Below are 14,789 nucleotides of genomic sequence, written 5' to 3'. Positions count from 1 at the left end.
GGAGCAGGTGCCGGAATCAGCTCCTGGCCCACTGCTGGTTGCTGCTTCCGTTGCAGTACCAGACGTCGACCGACGTGCCGTTACCGGTGCCCGCTCCGGCCGCGTCCAGGCAGAGCGCCGGGTTCGCGACGCTGGTCACGGAGAGGTCGGCGTTCACGTTCCACTGCTGTGCCGTCGCGCCGGTGCAGTCGGAGATGACCACGGGGTCTCCCGCCGTGGCTCCGGTGCCGCCCACCGTCATGCACTTGTTGCCGTAGACGGTGAGCTGCTTGTCCGCGTCCCAGTTCCAGGTCTGGTTGCCGCCGGCGTTGCAGTCCCAGAGGTCGAGCTGGGTGCCGTTGGTCGTGCTGAAGCCGGGCACGTCCACACAGCGGGTGGAGCCGACTCCGCGCAGGACCTCACCGGGAGGCGCGGGCGGCAGGTCGTTGACGGGCGGGGTCTTGCCGAAGCCGTAACCCCAGCGCAGCAGGGCGACTCCGGTGGCGCTGTTGTCCACCAGGTTGCCGTTGGAGTCCAGCGACTCGATCGAGTAGGCGTCACCGAACCGCAGCCCCGGCCAGTACACCAGGCCCATCCCCTTGCCGCGGGCGGTGTTGGCCACGGCCGCGAGGTACGAGGTGTAGATGTTGCCGTTCCACGCGCCGTAGTTCAGACCGATGGTCATCGGGGAACCGGCCTCGTCGATGATGGTCCGGCCGGCGTACTTGCCGATCCGGGCCTCCAGGTCGGCGACCCAGTCAGCCTGCTGGGTGTAGCTGGCCCAGAACCCGTAGAAGTGCAGCGACAGCAGCGTTCCCCGCAGTGCGGGTGCCGCGCCGACACCGGTGACGTTGTCGTTGTAGCCGGTGCCGCTGATCACGACACGGCCGCGCGGGACGTCCTTGTGCTGCGCCAGCCAGCCGCTGGTGACGGACACCCACTGGTCCAGGGTGTAGCCGTGCGGCTCGTTCATGGGCTCGAAGTAGACCCGTGGGTTGTGCTTGTACTCCCGCACCACGGTGTTCCACATCTTCTTCCAGGCGGCCGTGTCGTCGACCAGGCCGTCCTTGCTGGAGTCGGCCTCCCAGTAGCTGACGATGACCTTGTCACCGTAGGCCGTGGCCGCGTCGATCGTCGCCCGGTACGACTTCCACCAGGTGGTGCCCACGGTCGCCGGGTTGATCGGCAGGCGCAGCGTGTTGGCGCCCAGGTTCTTCTTGAAGCCGCGCACCATACGGCCCGTGGTGCCGTACACGGTGTGGTAGTCGTCGGTCACCTTCAGCCCGCTGGGCACCACGGCGTCACTGGCGTAGTTGTCGCGCGGGTCCGCCCAGTTCACCCCGCGGAAGTCACTGGTACCGCCCTTCGCCGCGGGCTTCGCCGGCGCGTGCGAGGCGGCCGACCGCTCGGGGGCCGACTGGGCGAGGGCGGGGGCCGGGGCGGTCAGGAACAGGAGTGTCGCGCCGAAGCCGGCCATAAGCACGCTGGCCAGTCTTCTCGACCTCGTCGGGGTCTTGGTCATGTCGTCTCCAGTGACGGGAATCGCGGAGGGCGGAGTGCGGGTTCGTCACCTGAGCCGAGGCAGTGATGAACCAGGGCCCGGATACAGACACTCGGACCCGTGTAAACCGGCCATGGTTACGTAACCATGGCCGGACACTGGCACGCCGCCCGCACCGGTGACAAGACCCGTGACAGTTCCGAAACACGCCGGACCCTTTCACGGCGGCGGACCGGACAGCGACCGGGATTCAGCTGCCCTCCGTCGAGGCGAACACGTGCCGTACCAGCTCCCCGTCGATCTTCGGCACCACCAGGTCGTACGTCCCGTCTGCGGCGACGAGTTCGTAGCGGTCGAACCTGGCGCCATCGGCACCTTCCCGGCCGTGAGCTTCGGACGGAACGGCGGGCGCAGGGTCGCGGTGCGGTCGCCCCGCCGGTCGCTCCAGAGCGGAGCCTCACCGACGGCCGGCCGCAGGTGCCCGTGCATCAGCCGGGCAATGCCCCTGTCCTTGCCGACGGACTGTGTGACCGTCCCGCCGATGTTCTCCGTGAACCGGAGGACCCGCAGCGCCTGGCCGTTCTCGAAGTCCTCGATGTCCTGCGCGGGCGTACGGCGTCGGATCGATGTCCGGAGCAACGGCACGTCCGGCATGGTCTGCGTACCCGCGGCCCGCCGTGCCACCGAAGGGCTCGGCGCCTGCCGTTCTCATCGTCCGTGGAAATTCATCATGACCGTTTCTTCTGCTGTTTCACGAGGCGGCCCGCCAGGGCCGTGCGAAAGTGGGAGAAACGGGTTTCGTCCTCTTCGATGATCTCGAGAATGTCCAACGCGTTCTCCGTGTCTCCCGACATCGCCTCGCGGTAGAGCACCCACAGTCCTTCCCTGGTTTTCACGTAGCACTCCTCGTCGAGATTCTCCCGCCCTGTCGCCGTCTCACTGGATTGCGACTCCCCGGAAACCGCGAAGAGCAGAGTCACCAGGAAATGAGCGCGCACGAACGGCGCGAGTTCCTCGGTGAGCGCGGCCAGGATCACGGAGACGGCCAGGACCGCCGCCCCGAACAGCATCGACTGGACTTCGACGTGCCCGTCCAGCCGGTAACCGACCGCGTCCTGCAGCGATTTCGCCTCCAGCAGATCGTCCGTCTCGAACGGGATCCGCTCCGGGCGGCGCAGGAACAGCGCGGCCCGGAGAAGGTGATGTCCACGGTGGCCGCCTTCGGAGCCAGTTGGCCGTCGGCGGTGGCCGCGAGGTCGGTGTCGCCGGGCACCCGACCCGACGCCCGCCGCACGCGCACCGCTTCCGGATCGAGACGGAAACACCCACTCCACGAAACGGAGGGAATTGCCAACCCGAGCCTCGCATGCAATACATGGACAGAAAATTAAGAGTAAAGGTTACGCATGACACTCCCCCTGCTCGCTCACGGCGTTCGTGGCACGATTGACGGTGCGTCACATTCTTTACTCAACTCTGGCTCACTGCTGACCTGTTCATGAACTCCCCCCACCGTTCCATCAACGTTCAATTCACCGTTCCTGTCCGCAAGCCATGAAATCCCTAGGGTCCCTGGAGGCTTCACAGGAAGGGACCCATGGACACACGCCTTTCAGTCCGGGCTCGCGGGATCACCAAATACTTCGGCGACGTCGTCGCACTCGACGGCATCGACCTCGATGTGACGCAGGGTCGGATACACGGCCTGGTCGGACCGAACGGCGCCGGAAAGACGACGCTGCTCGGACTCCTGCTGGGCCTGGCAGCCGCCGACAGCGGCCGACTGGAGATCCTGGGGACGCCGGTCGGACGCGCACTCCCCGCTCCCGACGGTGTCGCCGGCTTCGTGGACGGGCCCGGCCTCTACCCCTCGCTCACCGCCAGGCAGAACCTCGCCGCCCTGGCCGCTCTCCGCGGCGCCGACGTGCGGACAACGGGAATCGACGACGTGCTCGACCAGGTCGGGCTCACCGACGTCGCCGACGACCGGACCCGCGGTTTCTCCCTGGGCATGCGTCAGCGGCTCGGGCTCGCCGCCGCCCTGCTCACCAAACCCCGGCTGCTCGTACTCGACGAACCCTCCAACGGCCTCGACCCGGCCGGCAAGAGGCACGTACACGGTGTCCTCGACCAGCTCGCGGCCGACGGTGCCGCCGTCGTGCTCTCGAGCCACCGGATGGACGACCTGGAGGCACTGTGCGACGAGGTCACGATCCTCGCGACCGGACGGGTGGTGTTCTCCGGTCCGCTGAGCAAGCTGGCCGCCGAGAACCGTGAGCTGGACTACCGGTTGCGCACCTCCGACGCCCAGGCCGCCCGCCGGGTGGCCGCCGACACGGCCGGCGTCCACCTCGTCGACAACACCGGAGTACGGCACGGCGCCGTAGAGGGGATCGTCGTACGCGCGCAGGTGCCCGCTCTCGACGAACTGGTGGCGGGACTCGTCCACGCGGGCATCGCGGTACGGGAGTTCACCCCCGTGGTGTCGCCGCTGGAGGCCGCTTTCCTCGCCCTCACCGAGCAGCAGCAGGAGCAGGAGCAGGAGCAGGAGGAGTGCGCCGGATGACCGCGACCGTCGTCAACGACCGTGTCGCCGCCCACCGCGTCACGGTGGCCCGCGGCTACCGCTTCGAGCTGGTCAAGCTGCTCTCGCAGTGGCGGATCCGCCTGCTCGTCCTCGCCTGCTGGATCACGCCGGCGCTCTTCGTCGCCGCGGTGAGCGAGCAGGGCACGCTCCCCTCCGACACCCTCTTCGGCCGCTGGATGCACGCCACGGGGTGGGCCGGACCGCTGGTGGTGCTCGGTTTCGCGGGCACCTGGGCGCTCCCGCTGCTGACCTCGGTGGTCGCCGGCGACGTGTTCGCCTGTGAGGACCGGCTCGGCACCTGGCGCCATCTGCTCGTCGCGGTCCGGTCGCCGCGACGGATCTTCGCGGCGAAGGCACTGGCCGGCCTCAGCGTCATCCTGCTGCTCGTGGCCGGGCTGGCCTGTTCCAGTACGGCCGGCGGGCTGTTGGCGGTCGGCAACCAGCCGCTGGTCGGCCTCGACGGTCACCTGCTGGCGCCCGCGGACGCCGCCGTGAAGGTCCTCCTCGCCTGGTCCTGCGTGCTGGCGCCGACCCTGGCCCTCGCCGCGATCGGGCTCCTCGGATCGGTCGCGCTCGGCCGGTCCCCGATGGGGCTGCTGCTGCCGGCTCTCGTCGCCCTCGCGATGCAGGTCGCCCAGATGCTGCCGCTGCCCGTCGCCGTACGCCTCGCCCTGCCCGGCTACGCCTTCATCGCCTGGAACGGCCTGTTCACCAGCCCGGCACAGCTCGGTGCGCTGCTGATCGGCATCGTTGTCAGCCTGCTGTGGGCGCTGCTCGCGACCGTGCTGGCGTATCTGCTCTTCCTGCGGCGCGACTTCACCAACCTGGCCCACGACGGCTCGGGGCGCCGTGCGATCACCCTCGGACTGCTGCCGCTGGCCGGACTGGCCGCCCTCACGGTCACGGTCGTCGCCTTGGCGACCCCGTCCATGGGCTCCGGAATCGGGCAGGACAAGGTGCAGCGGTCCCTCGCCACGGCGTTCGCCCACCTCTACCGCCTGCAGACCGACCAACTCCACCGGCCCGCCGTCACCGAGACGCAACTGCGGGCCACGGCCGCGTGCACCAAGAGCGACGGCCGTGGCGCCCAGGAGGGGGCGGGCAACGACTGGCGTTGCGTCGTGACCTGGCGGCTGCCCGGCGTCCCGGTCTCGGGGACCGCCGTCTACCAGCTCGACATCGGCTCGGACGGGCGGTTCATGGCCGACGGCGACGGTCCGAAGGAAGTCAACGGCTACTTCCTGGTGCGGACTTCGACCGGTGACGCCCCGAACCCGCTCTGGCAGTTCGACGGCAACGTCGACCTGCTCGACACCACCTCGAAGGGATAGGTCCATGCAGGTAACACGGCAGCGCAGGATCAACGAGAAAGAGCGGGTCAGCCTCTTCGGCGGACGCGTCGGCCGGCGGGCCACGCTGGTGACCGCGGGCATCGCCGTCGCCCTCGGCGTCACGGGCACCGCGGTCGCCTCGACGTACCGGTTCGGCACCGAGCAGGTCGGCCAGACCACCGCCAAGGGCCAGGTCATCTCCAGCGACCAGTACCTCAAGCCGTACGGCAGCCGCACCGTCATCAACGACGGCAAGATCATGTCGTCCTCGGTCAGCCCGGACGGCAGCCACCTCGCCGCCTCGATCACCGACGGCGACGCGTCGCTGGTGATCATGGACCTCAGCACCGGCCAGGTGAAGCAGCGCGTCGGCACCTCCAAGGCCGACGACCTGAAGATCGCCGGCGGTGCCGTCGGCCAGGAGGGCCCGGCCTACTCGCCCGACGGCAAGCAGCTGTGGCTGGGCCAGAGCGACGGCTACACCAGGTTCACCGTGAACGCGGACGGCACCCTCGGCAACCCGACGTCCGTCCCGATACCGGCCGACGGCACCAGGCACGCGCTCGTCGGGGCGGCGGTGTTCTCGGCCGACGGCTCCACCGTGTACGGCGCGGTCAACGGCCAGAACCGGGTGGTCGCCATCGACGCGGCGACCGGAACCGTCCAGCAGAGCTGGGCCGTGGGCAACGCCCCCCGCGGCATCGCCCTCGTCGGAAACAGGCTCTACGTCAGCAACGAGGGCGGGCGCCCGGCCAAGGCCGGCGACACCACGATGAACTCCTACGGCACCCAGGTGCCGGCCGACCCGAAGACCGGCGCCACCACCACCGGCACGGTCAGCGTCATCGACCTGGCGAACCCGTCCGCCGCCGTCAGGAGCATCGACGTCGGTCTGCACCCGACCGCGGTGTACGCCAAGAAGGGGGCGGTGTTCGTCACCAACACCGCCGACAACAACGTGTCGGTCATCGACACCCGCAAGGACAAGGTCGTACAGACCATCGCCACCCAGCCGTGGCCGGAGGCGTCGGTCGGCTACGAGCCCGACGCGGTGACACTCACCGACGACGGTCATCTGCTGGTGACGCTCGGGCGCGCCAACGCGGTCGCCGTCTACCGGTACAAGTCGCCGCAGGAACCGGTCAGTTACGTCGGCCTGCTCCCGACGGACTACTTCCCCGCCGAGATCGCGGCCGTGGGCAGGAAGGTGGTCGTCTCCAACACCCGTGGCATCGACGCCCGCCGCCCCGACAACGCGGGCCACGGCACCCACGACACGACGTCGAGCCTGACGCGGTTCACGCTGCCGGACGACAGCGTCATCAGGTCCCAGACGGCCAGGGTCTTCCGGCAGAACGGCTGGACGCCCGGCTCGGTCACATCGGCAAAGGGCAGGAGCCACGCCAAGCCCGTACCCGTCCCGGCACGGCTCGGCGACCCCTCGACGATCAAGCACGTCTTCCTGCTCGTCAAGGAGAACCGGACCTACGACCAGGTCTTCGGCGACCTCCCGCAGGGCAACGGCGACTCCTCGCTCACCCAGTTCGGCGAGAACGTGACGCCCAACCAGCACGCGCTGGCCCAGCAGTTCGGGCTGTACGACAACTTCTACGACATCGGCACGAACTCGGCCGAGGGTCACAACTGGCTGATGCAGGCCGACAACCCGGAGTACACCGAGTCCTCCGCCGGTGAGTACACGCGCAGTTACGACACCGAGGACGACGTTCTCGGCCACCAGAAGTCCGGGTTCATCTGGACCGGCGCGCAGGCGGCCGGCAAGTCCGTCAAGGACTTCGGCGAGTTCCAGTCGATCGAGAGCAAGCCGGCCGGTGCGACCTGGCAGAACCTGTACTGCGACGCCAGGAACATGGCCGCGACCGGGCAGCAGACCGCGTACCCCATTCAGACGGGCTCGGCGATCCCCTCACTCAACAAGGTGTCGGTGCCCGGCTTCCCGCTGTTCGACCTGAACGTCCCGGACATCTACAAGTACGGCATCTGGAAACAGGACTTCGAGAAGAACGGTCCGGCGAACCTGAACATGTTCTGGTTCTCCAACGACCACACCGGTGGTCCGGCGAGCCCGGCCGCCGAGGTCGCGGACAACGACCTCGCGGTCGGCCGGATGGTCGACGAGATCTCGCACAGCGAGTACTGGAAGGACTCGGCGATCTTCGTCGTCGAGGACGACTCCCAGGCCGGCCTCGACCACGTCGACGGCCACCGTGCCCCGGTCCAGGTCATCAGCCCCTGGGCTCAGCACGACAAGGTCGACAACCACTACTACTCGCAGATCACCATGATCCGTACGGTCGAGCAGATCCTCGGGATCCACCCGATGAACCAGAAGGACAGCGCGGCCACCCCGATGTCCGGGGCGTTCACCAGGAAGGCGGACAACACGCCGTTCAAGGCCGTGGCCAACCGGACCTCGCTGACCGACGGCCTGAGCACCCTGCCCTCCTGCGGCGCGGACACCCCGGCACCGCAGGACCCCGCCGCGGCGCCCGCGCCGACGACGAAGAAGGTGCCGGCGGACCGGCAGAAGGTCGCGGCACAGTGGAGGACCTGGGAGTCGCACCAGCGGCTGACCGGCCCGAACGCCGTGCCCGACTACGCCAACCCCGTCCAGATGAACCGCCTCACGTGGTACGAGACGCACAACTGGACCAAGCCGTACCCCGGCGACAACAGGATCTACGCACCGAACGACGTGCCCGGCGCCTACCTCCCGTCACCGGAGTCCGACGGCTGACACACACTGATCACCCCGCCGTGAACTCCCCGCGAACGGACGGGACTTCTGGCCTGCGTCACCGCCGGTCAGGAGTCCCGTCCGTTCGCGCCGGGAACGCGCGACATATGCGTCGCGTGTTGTCGCGCGCGCCGGAATACTGCGTCGGTGACCGCTTCCGCACGGCCTCAACCGCCTCAACCGCATCAACCGCTTCGACCTCGTGCCCTGCGGCCCGGGGATCTCGTCGTCATCGCATCGCTGTCCGGACCGCTCCATGCCGCCAACGAACCCGAACTCTTGCAGGCCGTGGTCGTGCTTGAGCGGATGGGCTTCCGCGTGCGTCGCGCACCGCTTCTCCAAGCAGGGCGGCACCGCTGGTGGAGCGCGGCCCGGCCGGCGGAGATCGCCGATGAGTTCAACGGACTGCTGCGTGATCCCGAGGTGCGCGCGATCATCGCGCATGACGGCGGCCAGACGGCCCTCGGTTACCTCGACCTGATCGACTTCGAGGCGATCACCGCCGACCCCAAGCCGATCCTCGGCTACAGCGACATCTCGCTGCTGCATCTGGTGATCTATGCACGCACAGGCCTCGTCGGCTTCCACACCGACTTGGCCACCCCTGGACTCGGCGGCCACTGGCAGACCGCGCCCGCGGCACGCCAAGCGGTGCTTGCGAAGCTCTACTCGACGCTGCTGACCGGTACGGAGCCGATCGGTACGCTGCCGGCCACCCCGACGTGGGAGTGCTGGCGTGCCGGTCGCACCGAAGGCCGGCTGATCGGCGGGGTGATCAACCGCATCGTGCTGGCGCAGGCGACGCCCTACGCGCTGCCGCTCGAACAGTTCGACGGCGCGGTGCTGTTCTGGGAGGAGGCGGGCGGCCAGGCGTCTCATGTGTGGAGCTACCTACAGGTACTGCGGCACTGCGGCATCCTCGACCGGATCTCCGGCATGGTCGTGGGCGTCCCGCACGAGATCGACGGACTCGACTCGCCCGACGCGTCCCCGACCCTCCGCGAGATGGTCCTCGACGTCCTCGGCGACCGGGACATCCCGGTCCTGGGCAACGTCGAGTTCGGACACGCCGGCCCGAATCTGCCGATGCCGGTCGGCATCCGCGTCGCCCTCGATGCGCGGCAGCGCACACTGTCGCTGCTCGAACCGGCGGTACGACCCCACACGATGACGGAACCGACGCCTGACGTCTCCTTCTGACCTCCGGTGGTGCCGAGACCGGGAATGGTGTGGAGCCTTCCACTCCGGTTCAGGGCCTGGCGAGGAAGTCCAGGAGCATGCTGTTCAGTGCGGCGGCACGGGTGAACGGGACGCCGTGGTGCGACACGCCGGGGAGTACCGCGGTCTCGACGTGTGGCAGGTGCAGCCGCGCCGCCGCCTCGACGCGCCGGATGTCGTGCGCCCTGCTGTCCCCGGCGAGCAGCACCAGTGTCGGGATCGACAAGTCCCGCAGTTGCCGGGAGTTCGGGCGTCTGCCCACGACGACCTTCGTGCGGGGGAGTTCGGCGGCGAGCCCGTACAGGTCCAGCCACGCCTGGTCGACTTTCGCGCCGCGGGTTTCCCAGGCGAGGAACGTGCGGGCTCGTCGGGCGGTGGGCCGGATGAGCGTGGGAAGGGCGTGCAGCAGGTATCCGGCCCTGTATCCGGCGAAGCACTGGGTGGGGTCGAGGAGTGTGAGCTTGCGGACCCGCTGCGGCGTGCGCAGCGCATAGGTGAGGGCGATCCATCCGCCGTAGGAGTGCCCGCACAGGTCGGCGCGGCCAGGGACCAGGCCGTCGAGTACGCCGTCCAGCCAGTCGAGAAGGTCGTCGACGGACCGCAGGGGGCGGTCCCCGCGCAGGCTGCGGCCCGCCTCGCCGATCCGGTCGACGGCGTAGACGCGCCGGGTGCGGCTCAGGTCGGCCACGTTGGCGAACCACACCGCCGAGGTGGCGCCGCCACCGTGCAGCAGCACCAGCGGCTCCCCGTCCACGGGCCCGCACGCGGTGACCCGGGTGGTGCCGTGGACCGACGTCAGATCGATCCGGTCGAAGGGCACGGGCCAGTGGTCCAGGACGGCGTCGTACGCCGCCAGAAAGCGGGTCAGGTCTTCTGCCATGGGACGCCCTCGGAGAAGTAGGTCACTGAGCAAGTATCTCGCTGAGCGAGATACTATGCATGCCGGATCGATCACGGAAGGGTGAAACGGCATGGCCGAAGAAGAGCCCGGGCTGCGGGTTGTGCATCAGCTGCGTGGCATCACCGTCGAACTCGACCTGCTCGGAGCCGAGTTCGCGAGACGCAACAGCCTGCATCCGACCGACCTGCGCGCCCTGATCTGCCTGTTGGATGCCGCTCGGACGCACACGCCTGCGACGCCCGGCCGGCTCGGGCAGCAGCTCGGCATGAACTCCGCGGGCACCACGGCCCTGGTCGACCGGCTCGAGAGGCTCGGCCACGTGCGGCGCGTACGAGACAGCCGCGACCGACGCCGTGTGCTGCTCGAGGTCGATGAACGGGCAGTCACCCTCGGACAGTCGTTCTTCGGACCACTGATCACAGAGGTTGTCGCTGCGACCCGGAACTTCTCCGACACGGAGCTGGCAACGATCCAGCGGTTTCTGCTGAACGTCCACGAGGTCGCCGCCGCACAGCGAGACCCTTCGAGCCCGCCCAGCCGAAGTCCCGTGCCTCAGAAGAAACGAGGGGACGACCGATGACCTGTTCGTGACGACCGACTTCGAGACCTGGCGAGGCGGATGATCCGAGAACCGGCGCGTTCGGACCTCGCCGGGTCCGCAGCAGGCGGTCCGAGTGTGGAGTTCAGCCCCGTGGAGTTCAGCCCCGTGGAGTTCAGCCCCAGGGCCGGTCACGCCGTGACGGGGCCGGGCCGCTGCTCTCCCGCACGATCAGCTCCGGCTCGGCCCACAGCGGCAGGGCAGGGGCGGTGTCCGGCTCGAGGAGCCGGTGGAGCAGGCCGAAGCAGCCCGGCCGAGGCCTTCGAAGTCGAGGCGGACCTGCCGATTTCAGGTTTTCTGCAGGTACACCGAAGCCCGGAACGCCACGATGACCTCTGCCTGGCCGCCGACGCCATCGTGGGGCGGCCGACCGACCGAGGGGGACAATCATGCCGATGCGGAAGGGCGCCGCCATCCCCCGTCACACCACAACCGGCGTTCCCGACGCCCAGGTCACCGTCCACCCCGTCACCACGGACGACGGACTCGGCCTCCAGCTGACCCGTTTCCGCCGGGCGGAGTGCGACGACGTCGTACTCCTCGTACATGGACTGACCGCGTCCAGCGACCTGTTCATCATGCCCGAGCACCGGAATCTGGCGACCTGCCTCCTCGACGACGGTTTCGCGGACGTATGGACGCTCGACATGCGGATGAGCAACCGCTTCCCGTACAACACGGAACCGCACGCGCACACCCTCGACGACGTCGCCCTGTACGACTACCCGGCCGCGCTCGCCGAACTGCGCCGGCATGTCGGCGAACGGCGGGTGCACGTCGTGGCGCACTGTCTCGGGTCGATGACGTTCCTCATGAGCCTGTACGCCGGCGCCGTACGGGACGTCACCAGCGTCGTCACCAGCGCGGTCGGCCTGCTGATGCGCGTACCGGCCTGGTCGCGCTGGAAGCTGGCGTACGGCCCCGCGCTCGTCGAGGGCGCGCTCGGGCTGTCCCAGCTCGACCCGCGGGGCGGCGACGCGGCCTGGTTCAGCCGGAGCGGGCTGTTCGCCCGTCTGGTGTCACTGGCGCACCCGGAGTGCGACAACCCGGCCTGCCACATGGTGAGTTTCATGTGGGGCACCGGCTGGCCCGCGCTCTACAGCCACGACAGACTCGACCCCGTCACCCACGACCGCGTCGCGGACCTGCTCGGTCCTGTCGGGCTGGGCTACCACCGGCACATCGGCAGGATCGTACGAGCGGGTCGTGCCGTGAGGTACGACGACGCCGAGCAGCGCCACGCGTGCCTCCCGGACGACTACCTCGCGGCGGCGGCCAAGGGTGGCCCACCGGTGCTGTTCCTGACCGGCGAGCACAACCGCGTCTTCGGGGACTCCGTCGTCCAGGAGCACGAGGAGATGTCGCGGGAGACCGCCGACCCCGACCGCTACGAACTGTTCGTCGCCCCCGGCTACGGCTACGTGGACACGATCATCGGCCGGGACGCGCACCGGGACGTGTTCCCGCACCTTCTCGACTTCCTCCACCGAAGGGCTGTGTGAGATGCGGGAGTTGCCTGCGGACACCCCGTCCGAACACGTCGGCACCGTCGTCGTCGGCTCGGGATTCGGCGGCTCCGTGGCCGCGTACCGGCTGGCCTCGGCCGGACAGCGGGTGGTCCTGCTGGAACGCGGACGCGCCTACCCGCCCGGCGGCTTCGCCCGTTCCCCGGCCGAACTCGGCCGTGCGTTCTGGGACCCGCGGGCAGGCCTGCACGGCCTGTTCGACGTGTGGAGCTTCCGCGCCTTCGACTCCGTCGTCGCCAGCGGACTGGGCGGCGGATCGCTCATCTACGCGAGCGTGCTGCTGCGCAAGGACGAACGCTGGTTCGTCGACGAACAGCCGCTGCCCGGCGGCGGCTACGAGACCTGGCCCGTCGGCCGCGCCGAGCTCGACCCGCACTACGACGAGGTCGAGCGGATGCTCCGCCCGGTCCCGTACCCGCTCGACCGCCCCGGCTACACGGACACACCGCGGGCGCACGCGATGCGTGACGCGGCCGAACGGCTGGGCCTGACGGCGCAGCGGCCGCCGCTCGCGATCAGCTTCGCCCCACAGCCGGGCGCCGATCCCGAGCCCGGACTGCCGATGGCCGACGACGGCCAGGGCAACCTGCACGGTGTCGGTCGCCGTACCTGCCGGCTGTGCGGTGAGTGCAACCTCGGCTGCAACGACGGTGCCAAGAACAGCCTCGACCACACCTACCTGCCGGCGGCACGGCGGCACGGTGCCGAACTGCGCACCGGGCACGAGGTGCGCGCGGTGCGGGCCCTCGCGCGAGGCGGATACGCGGTGGACTACGTCAGACATGACGGAAGCAGCACAAGACACGGACCAGATGGCGAAGGGGGAGGGGAAAGGGGTGATCCGGACGGCCGCGGGGACGGAGGAGGCGTGTCCGGATCACCCCGTACCTCCCGAACGCTCCACACCATCAGCTGCGACCGTCTGGTCCTCGCCGCCGGCACCTACAACACGGTCTCGCTGCTGCTGCGTTCCCGCCGGAACCTGCCCGGTCTGAGCCCGGCGATCGGCAGCCGGTTCTCGACGAACGGCGACCATCTCGCGTTCGTGCTCCGGGCCGGGCGGGGCGACGAGCCCCGGCCGATGCGGCCCAGCCGCGGTCCGGTCATCACCAGCTCCATCCGGCTGCCCGACGAACTGGACGGCGTACCGGGCGCGGGGCGCGGAGGGTACATCCAGGACGCGGGATACCCGGGTTTCGTGGAGTGGCTCGTCGAGGGCGCTCACGCGCCTCAGGGAGTCTCCCGGGCGGCCCGCTTCCTGGCCGGGAGGCTGCTCGACCGGATCTCCCTCGCCCCGGACCCCAGCCTCTCGGGCGCGTTCGCCGAGCTCCTCGGCGACGGCGCGTTCACCGGTACGTCCCTGCCGCTGCTCGCGATGGGCCGAGATGTGCCGGACGGCGAACTGCGCATGCGCGGCGGCCGGTTGGACAGCACGTGGACGGTACGGGGCGGCAGCGCGGCCCAGTTCGAGCGGACGCGCGCACTCATGCGGCAGATCGCCGGCGCGCTCGGCGGCGGATACGCCGACCATCCGCTCTGGCACCGGGACCGCGTCCTCACGGTGCACCCGCTCGGCGGCGCCCCCATCGGCCGCCACCCCGGCACCGGGGTCTGCGATCCGTACGGCGAGGTCTTCGGCCACCCAGGTCTGTACGTCGCGGACGGGGCGGCGATGCCCGGCCCGGTGGGCCCCAACCCGGCCCTCACCATCGCGGCCCTGGCCGACCGTATGTGCACCCGCCTGCTGGAGCACCGGCCGGCCGCTCCACGGGCGGTCGCGCACCGCACGTATCCCCGTCGCACCTCTCTCCAGTTCACGGAGGAACTGCGCGGACGCTACGCACCCGGTGCGGACGGGTCCGGGACCGAACCGTTCGCGTTCCGGCTCACCGTCACGGCCGACGACGTGGACGCCTTCCTGGAGGAACCGGACCACGAGGCGCGCGCGGACGGCTGGATCGACAGCCCGTCGTTCGGAGGGCGCCGCCCCGTCCTGCACGGCAGCGTCCGCCTGTTCGCGGACGGCCGCGGAACGATGGGCTACCGGCTCCACTTCACCGACGCCGACGGTCACTCCCGCACCTTCGTCGGCCGCAAGGACCTGGCGCCCGGCGCCCCGGCCCGTCTGTGGACCGACACGACCAGGCTGGCCTTCCGCGTCCTGAACGGACACGTCCACGAACCGGGCGGGACCGACGCCAAGATACTGGGCACGGGGACGGCCCATCTCGGCGCCACCGATCTCGCCCGCCTGCTCACCACGTTCCGCACAACGGGCCCGCACGGCACCGCGGCACTCACTCGCTTCGGCCGCTTCTTCGCCGGCGAACTCTGGAACACCTACGCCCTTCGGCGCCCCTGAGAAGCTCAGGAAGTCCGCTGTTCGGGAA

General features: G+C 69.7%; 11 protein-coding genes. 7 read left to right on the top strand and 4 right to left on the bottom strand.

Features of this window, described 5'->3' with window-relative positions; translation table 11 throughout:
• Nucleotides 1–16: 16 nt before the first annotated feature.
• The 3 genes from ACW4TU_RS31820 to ACW4TU_RS31810 all read right to left on the bottom strand — a co-directional run bounded on the left by ACW4TU_RS31820 (nucleotide 17) and on the right by ACW4TU_RS31810 (nucleotide 2,550).
• On the bottom strand, nucleotides 17–1,501 hold the full coding sequence (locus tag ACW4TU_RS31820; RefSeq protein ID WP_457418748.1) for a ricin-type beta-trefoil lectin domain protein: 1,485 nt from the start codon (nucleotides 1,499–1,501) through the stop codon (nucleotides 17–19).
• A gap of 198 nt (nucleotides 1,502–1,699) precedes the next feature.
• The gene (locus tag ACW4TU_RS31815; RefSeq protein ID WP_457418746.1) at nucleotides 1,700–2,125 is read right to left on the bottom strand and encodes a hypothetical protein; all 426 of its coding nucleotides are present in this window, start codon (nucleotides 2,123–2,125) and stop codon (nucleotides 1,700–1,702) included.
• 83 nt (nucleotides 2,126–2,208) lie between these two features.
• The gene (locus tag ACW4TU_RS31810; RefSeq protein WP_457418744.1) at nucleotides 2,209–2,550 is read right to left on the bottom strand and encodes a hypothetical protein; all 342 of its coding nucleotides are present in this window, start codon (nucleotides 2,548–2,550) and stop codon (nucleotides 2,209–2,211) included.
• A 527-nt stretch (nucleotides 2,551–3,077) separates the two neighbouring features.
• Between ACW4TU_RS31810 and ACW4TU_RS31805 the strand changes: the two genes are divergently transcribed.
• From ACW4TU_RS31805 to ACW4TU_RS31790, 4 genes are all read left to right on the top strand, one after another.
• The gene (locus ACW4TU_RS31805) at nucleotides 3,078–4,046 is read left to right on the top strand and encodes an ABC transporter ATP-binding protein (protein ID WP_457418742.1); all 969 of its coding nucleotides are present in this window, start codon (nucleotides 3,078–3,080) and stop codon (nucleotides 4,044–4,046) included.
• The gene (locus ACW4TU_RS31800; RefSeq protein ID WP_457418740.1) at nucleotides 4,043–5,398 is read left to right on the top strand and encodes an ABC transporter permease; all 1,356 of its coding nucleotides are present in this window, start codon (nucleotides 4,043–4,045) and stop codon (nucleotides 5,396–5,398) included. Before ACW4TU_RS31805 ends, ACW4TU_RS31800 begins: the two co-directional genes overlap by 4 nt.
• Before the next feature lie 4 nt (nucleotides 5,399–5,402).
• Nucleotides 5,403–8,156: a bifunctional YncE/alkaline phosphatase family protein gene (locus ACW4TU_RS31795; protein ID WP_457418738.1), complete on the top strand. Its 2,754-nt coding sequence runs from the start codon at nucleotides 5,403–5,405 to the stop codon at nucleotides 8,154–8,156.
• Between the two features lie 147 nt (nucleotides 8,157–8,303).
• Entirely contained in the window at nucleotides 8,304–9,356 is a 1,053-nt protein-coding gene (locus ACW4TU_RS31790; RefSeq protein ID WP_457418736.1) for a S66 peptidase family protein, read from the top strand.
• Nucleotides 9,357–9,405: 49 nt separating this feature from the next.
• On the opposite strand, the gene ACW4TU_RS31785 is transcribed toward ACW4TU_RS31790, so the two are convergent.
• Nucleotides 9,406–10,254 (bottom strand): alpha/beta fold hydrolase, encoded by an 849-nt coding sequence (locus ACW4TU_RS31785; protein ID WP_457418734.1) that lies wholly within the window; start codon nucleotides 10,252–10,254, stop codon nucleotides 9,406–9,408.
• A gap of 91 nt (nucleotides 10,255–10,345) precedes the next feature.
• Here ACW4TU_RS31785 and ACW4TU_RS31780 point away from each other — a divergent pair, with 91 nt between their 5' ends.
• The 3 genes from ACW4TU_RS31780 (at nucleotide 10,346) to ACW4TU_RS31770 (ending at nucleotide 14,761) form a co-directional block, all read left to right on the top strand.
• On the top strand, nucleotides 10,346–10,855 hold the full coding sequence (locus ACW4TU_RS31780) for a MarR family transcriptional regulator (RefSeq protein ID WP_457418732.1): 510 nt from the start codon (nucleotides 10,346–10,348) through the stop codon (nucleotides 10,853–10,855).
• A 407-nt stretch (nucleotides 10,856–11,262) separates the two neighbouring features.
• Nucleotides 11,263–12,375 carry an alpha/beta fold hydrolase gene (locus ACW4TU_RS31775; protein ID WP_457418730.1) on the top strand — a complete coding sequence of 371 codons (1,113 nt, stop codon included), beginning with the start codon at nucleotides 11,263–11,265 and terminating at the stop codon, nucleotides 12,373–12,375.
• Between the two features lies 1 nt (nucleotide 12,376).
• Nucleotides 12,377–14,761: a GMC oxidoreductase gene (locus ACW4TU_RS31770; protein ID WP_457418728.1), complete on the top strand. Its 2,385-nt coding sequence runs from the start codon at nucleotides 12,377–12,379 to the stop codon at nucleotides 14,759–14,761.
• Nucleotides 14,762–14,789: the final 28 nt, after the last annotated feature.

The organism is Streptomyces kryoterrae (genome assembly GCF_054072135.1).
Note: the sequence above shows the minus strand (reverse complement) of the source record. Positions and strands in the feature narration are given on the sequence as shown.

Excerpts from the sequence above, each read along its gene's own strand:
- ACW4TU_RS31810 (WP_457418744.1), bottom strand. The coding sequence starts at position 2,550 with ATGCTGTTCGGGGCGGCGGTCCTGGCCGTCTCCGTGATCCTGGCCGCG.
- ACW4TU_RS31800 (WP_457418740.1), top strand. The coding sequence starts at position 4,043 with ATGACCGCGACCGTCGTCAACGACCGTGTCGCCGCCCACCGCGTCACG.
- ACW4TU_RS31805 (WP_457418742.1), top strand. The coding sequence starts at position 3,078 with ATGGACACACGCCTTTCAGTCCGGGCTCGCGGGATCACCAAATACTTC.
- ACW4TU_RS31775 (WP_457418730.1), top strand. The coding sequence starts at position 11,263 with ATGCCGATGCGGAAGGGCGCCGCCATCCCCCGTCACACCACAACCGGC.
- ACW4TU_RS31770 (WP_457418728.1), top strand. The coding sequence starts at position 12,377 with ATGCGGGAGTTGCCTGCGGACACCCCGTCCGAACACGTCGGCACCGTC.
- ACW4TU_RS31785 (WP_457418734.1), bottom strand. The coding sequence starts at position 10,254 with ATGGCAGAAGACCTGACCCGCTTTCTGGCGGCGTACGACGCCGTCCTG.
- ACW4TU_RS31780 (WP_457418732.1), top strand. The coding sequence starts at position 10,346 with ATGGCCGAAGAAGAGCCCGGGCTGCGGGTTGTGCATCAGCTGCGTGGC.
- ACW4TU_RS31795 (WP_457418738.1), top strand. The coding sequence starts at position 5,403 with ATGCAGGTAACACGGCAGCGCAGGATCAACGAGAAAGAGCGGGTCAGC.
- ACW4TU_RS31820 (WP_457418748.1), bottom strand. The coding sequence starts at position 1,501 with ATGACCAAGACCCCGACGAGGTCGAGAAGACTGGCCAGCGTGCTTATG.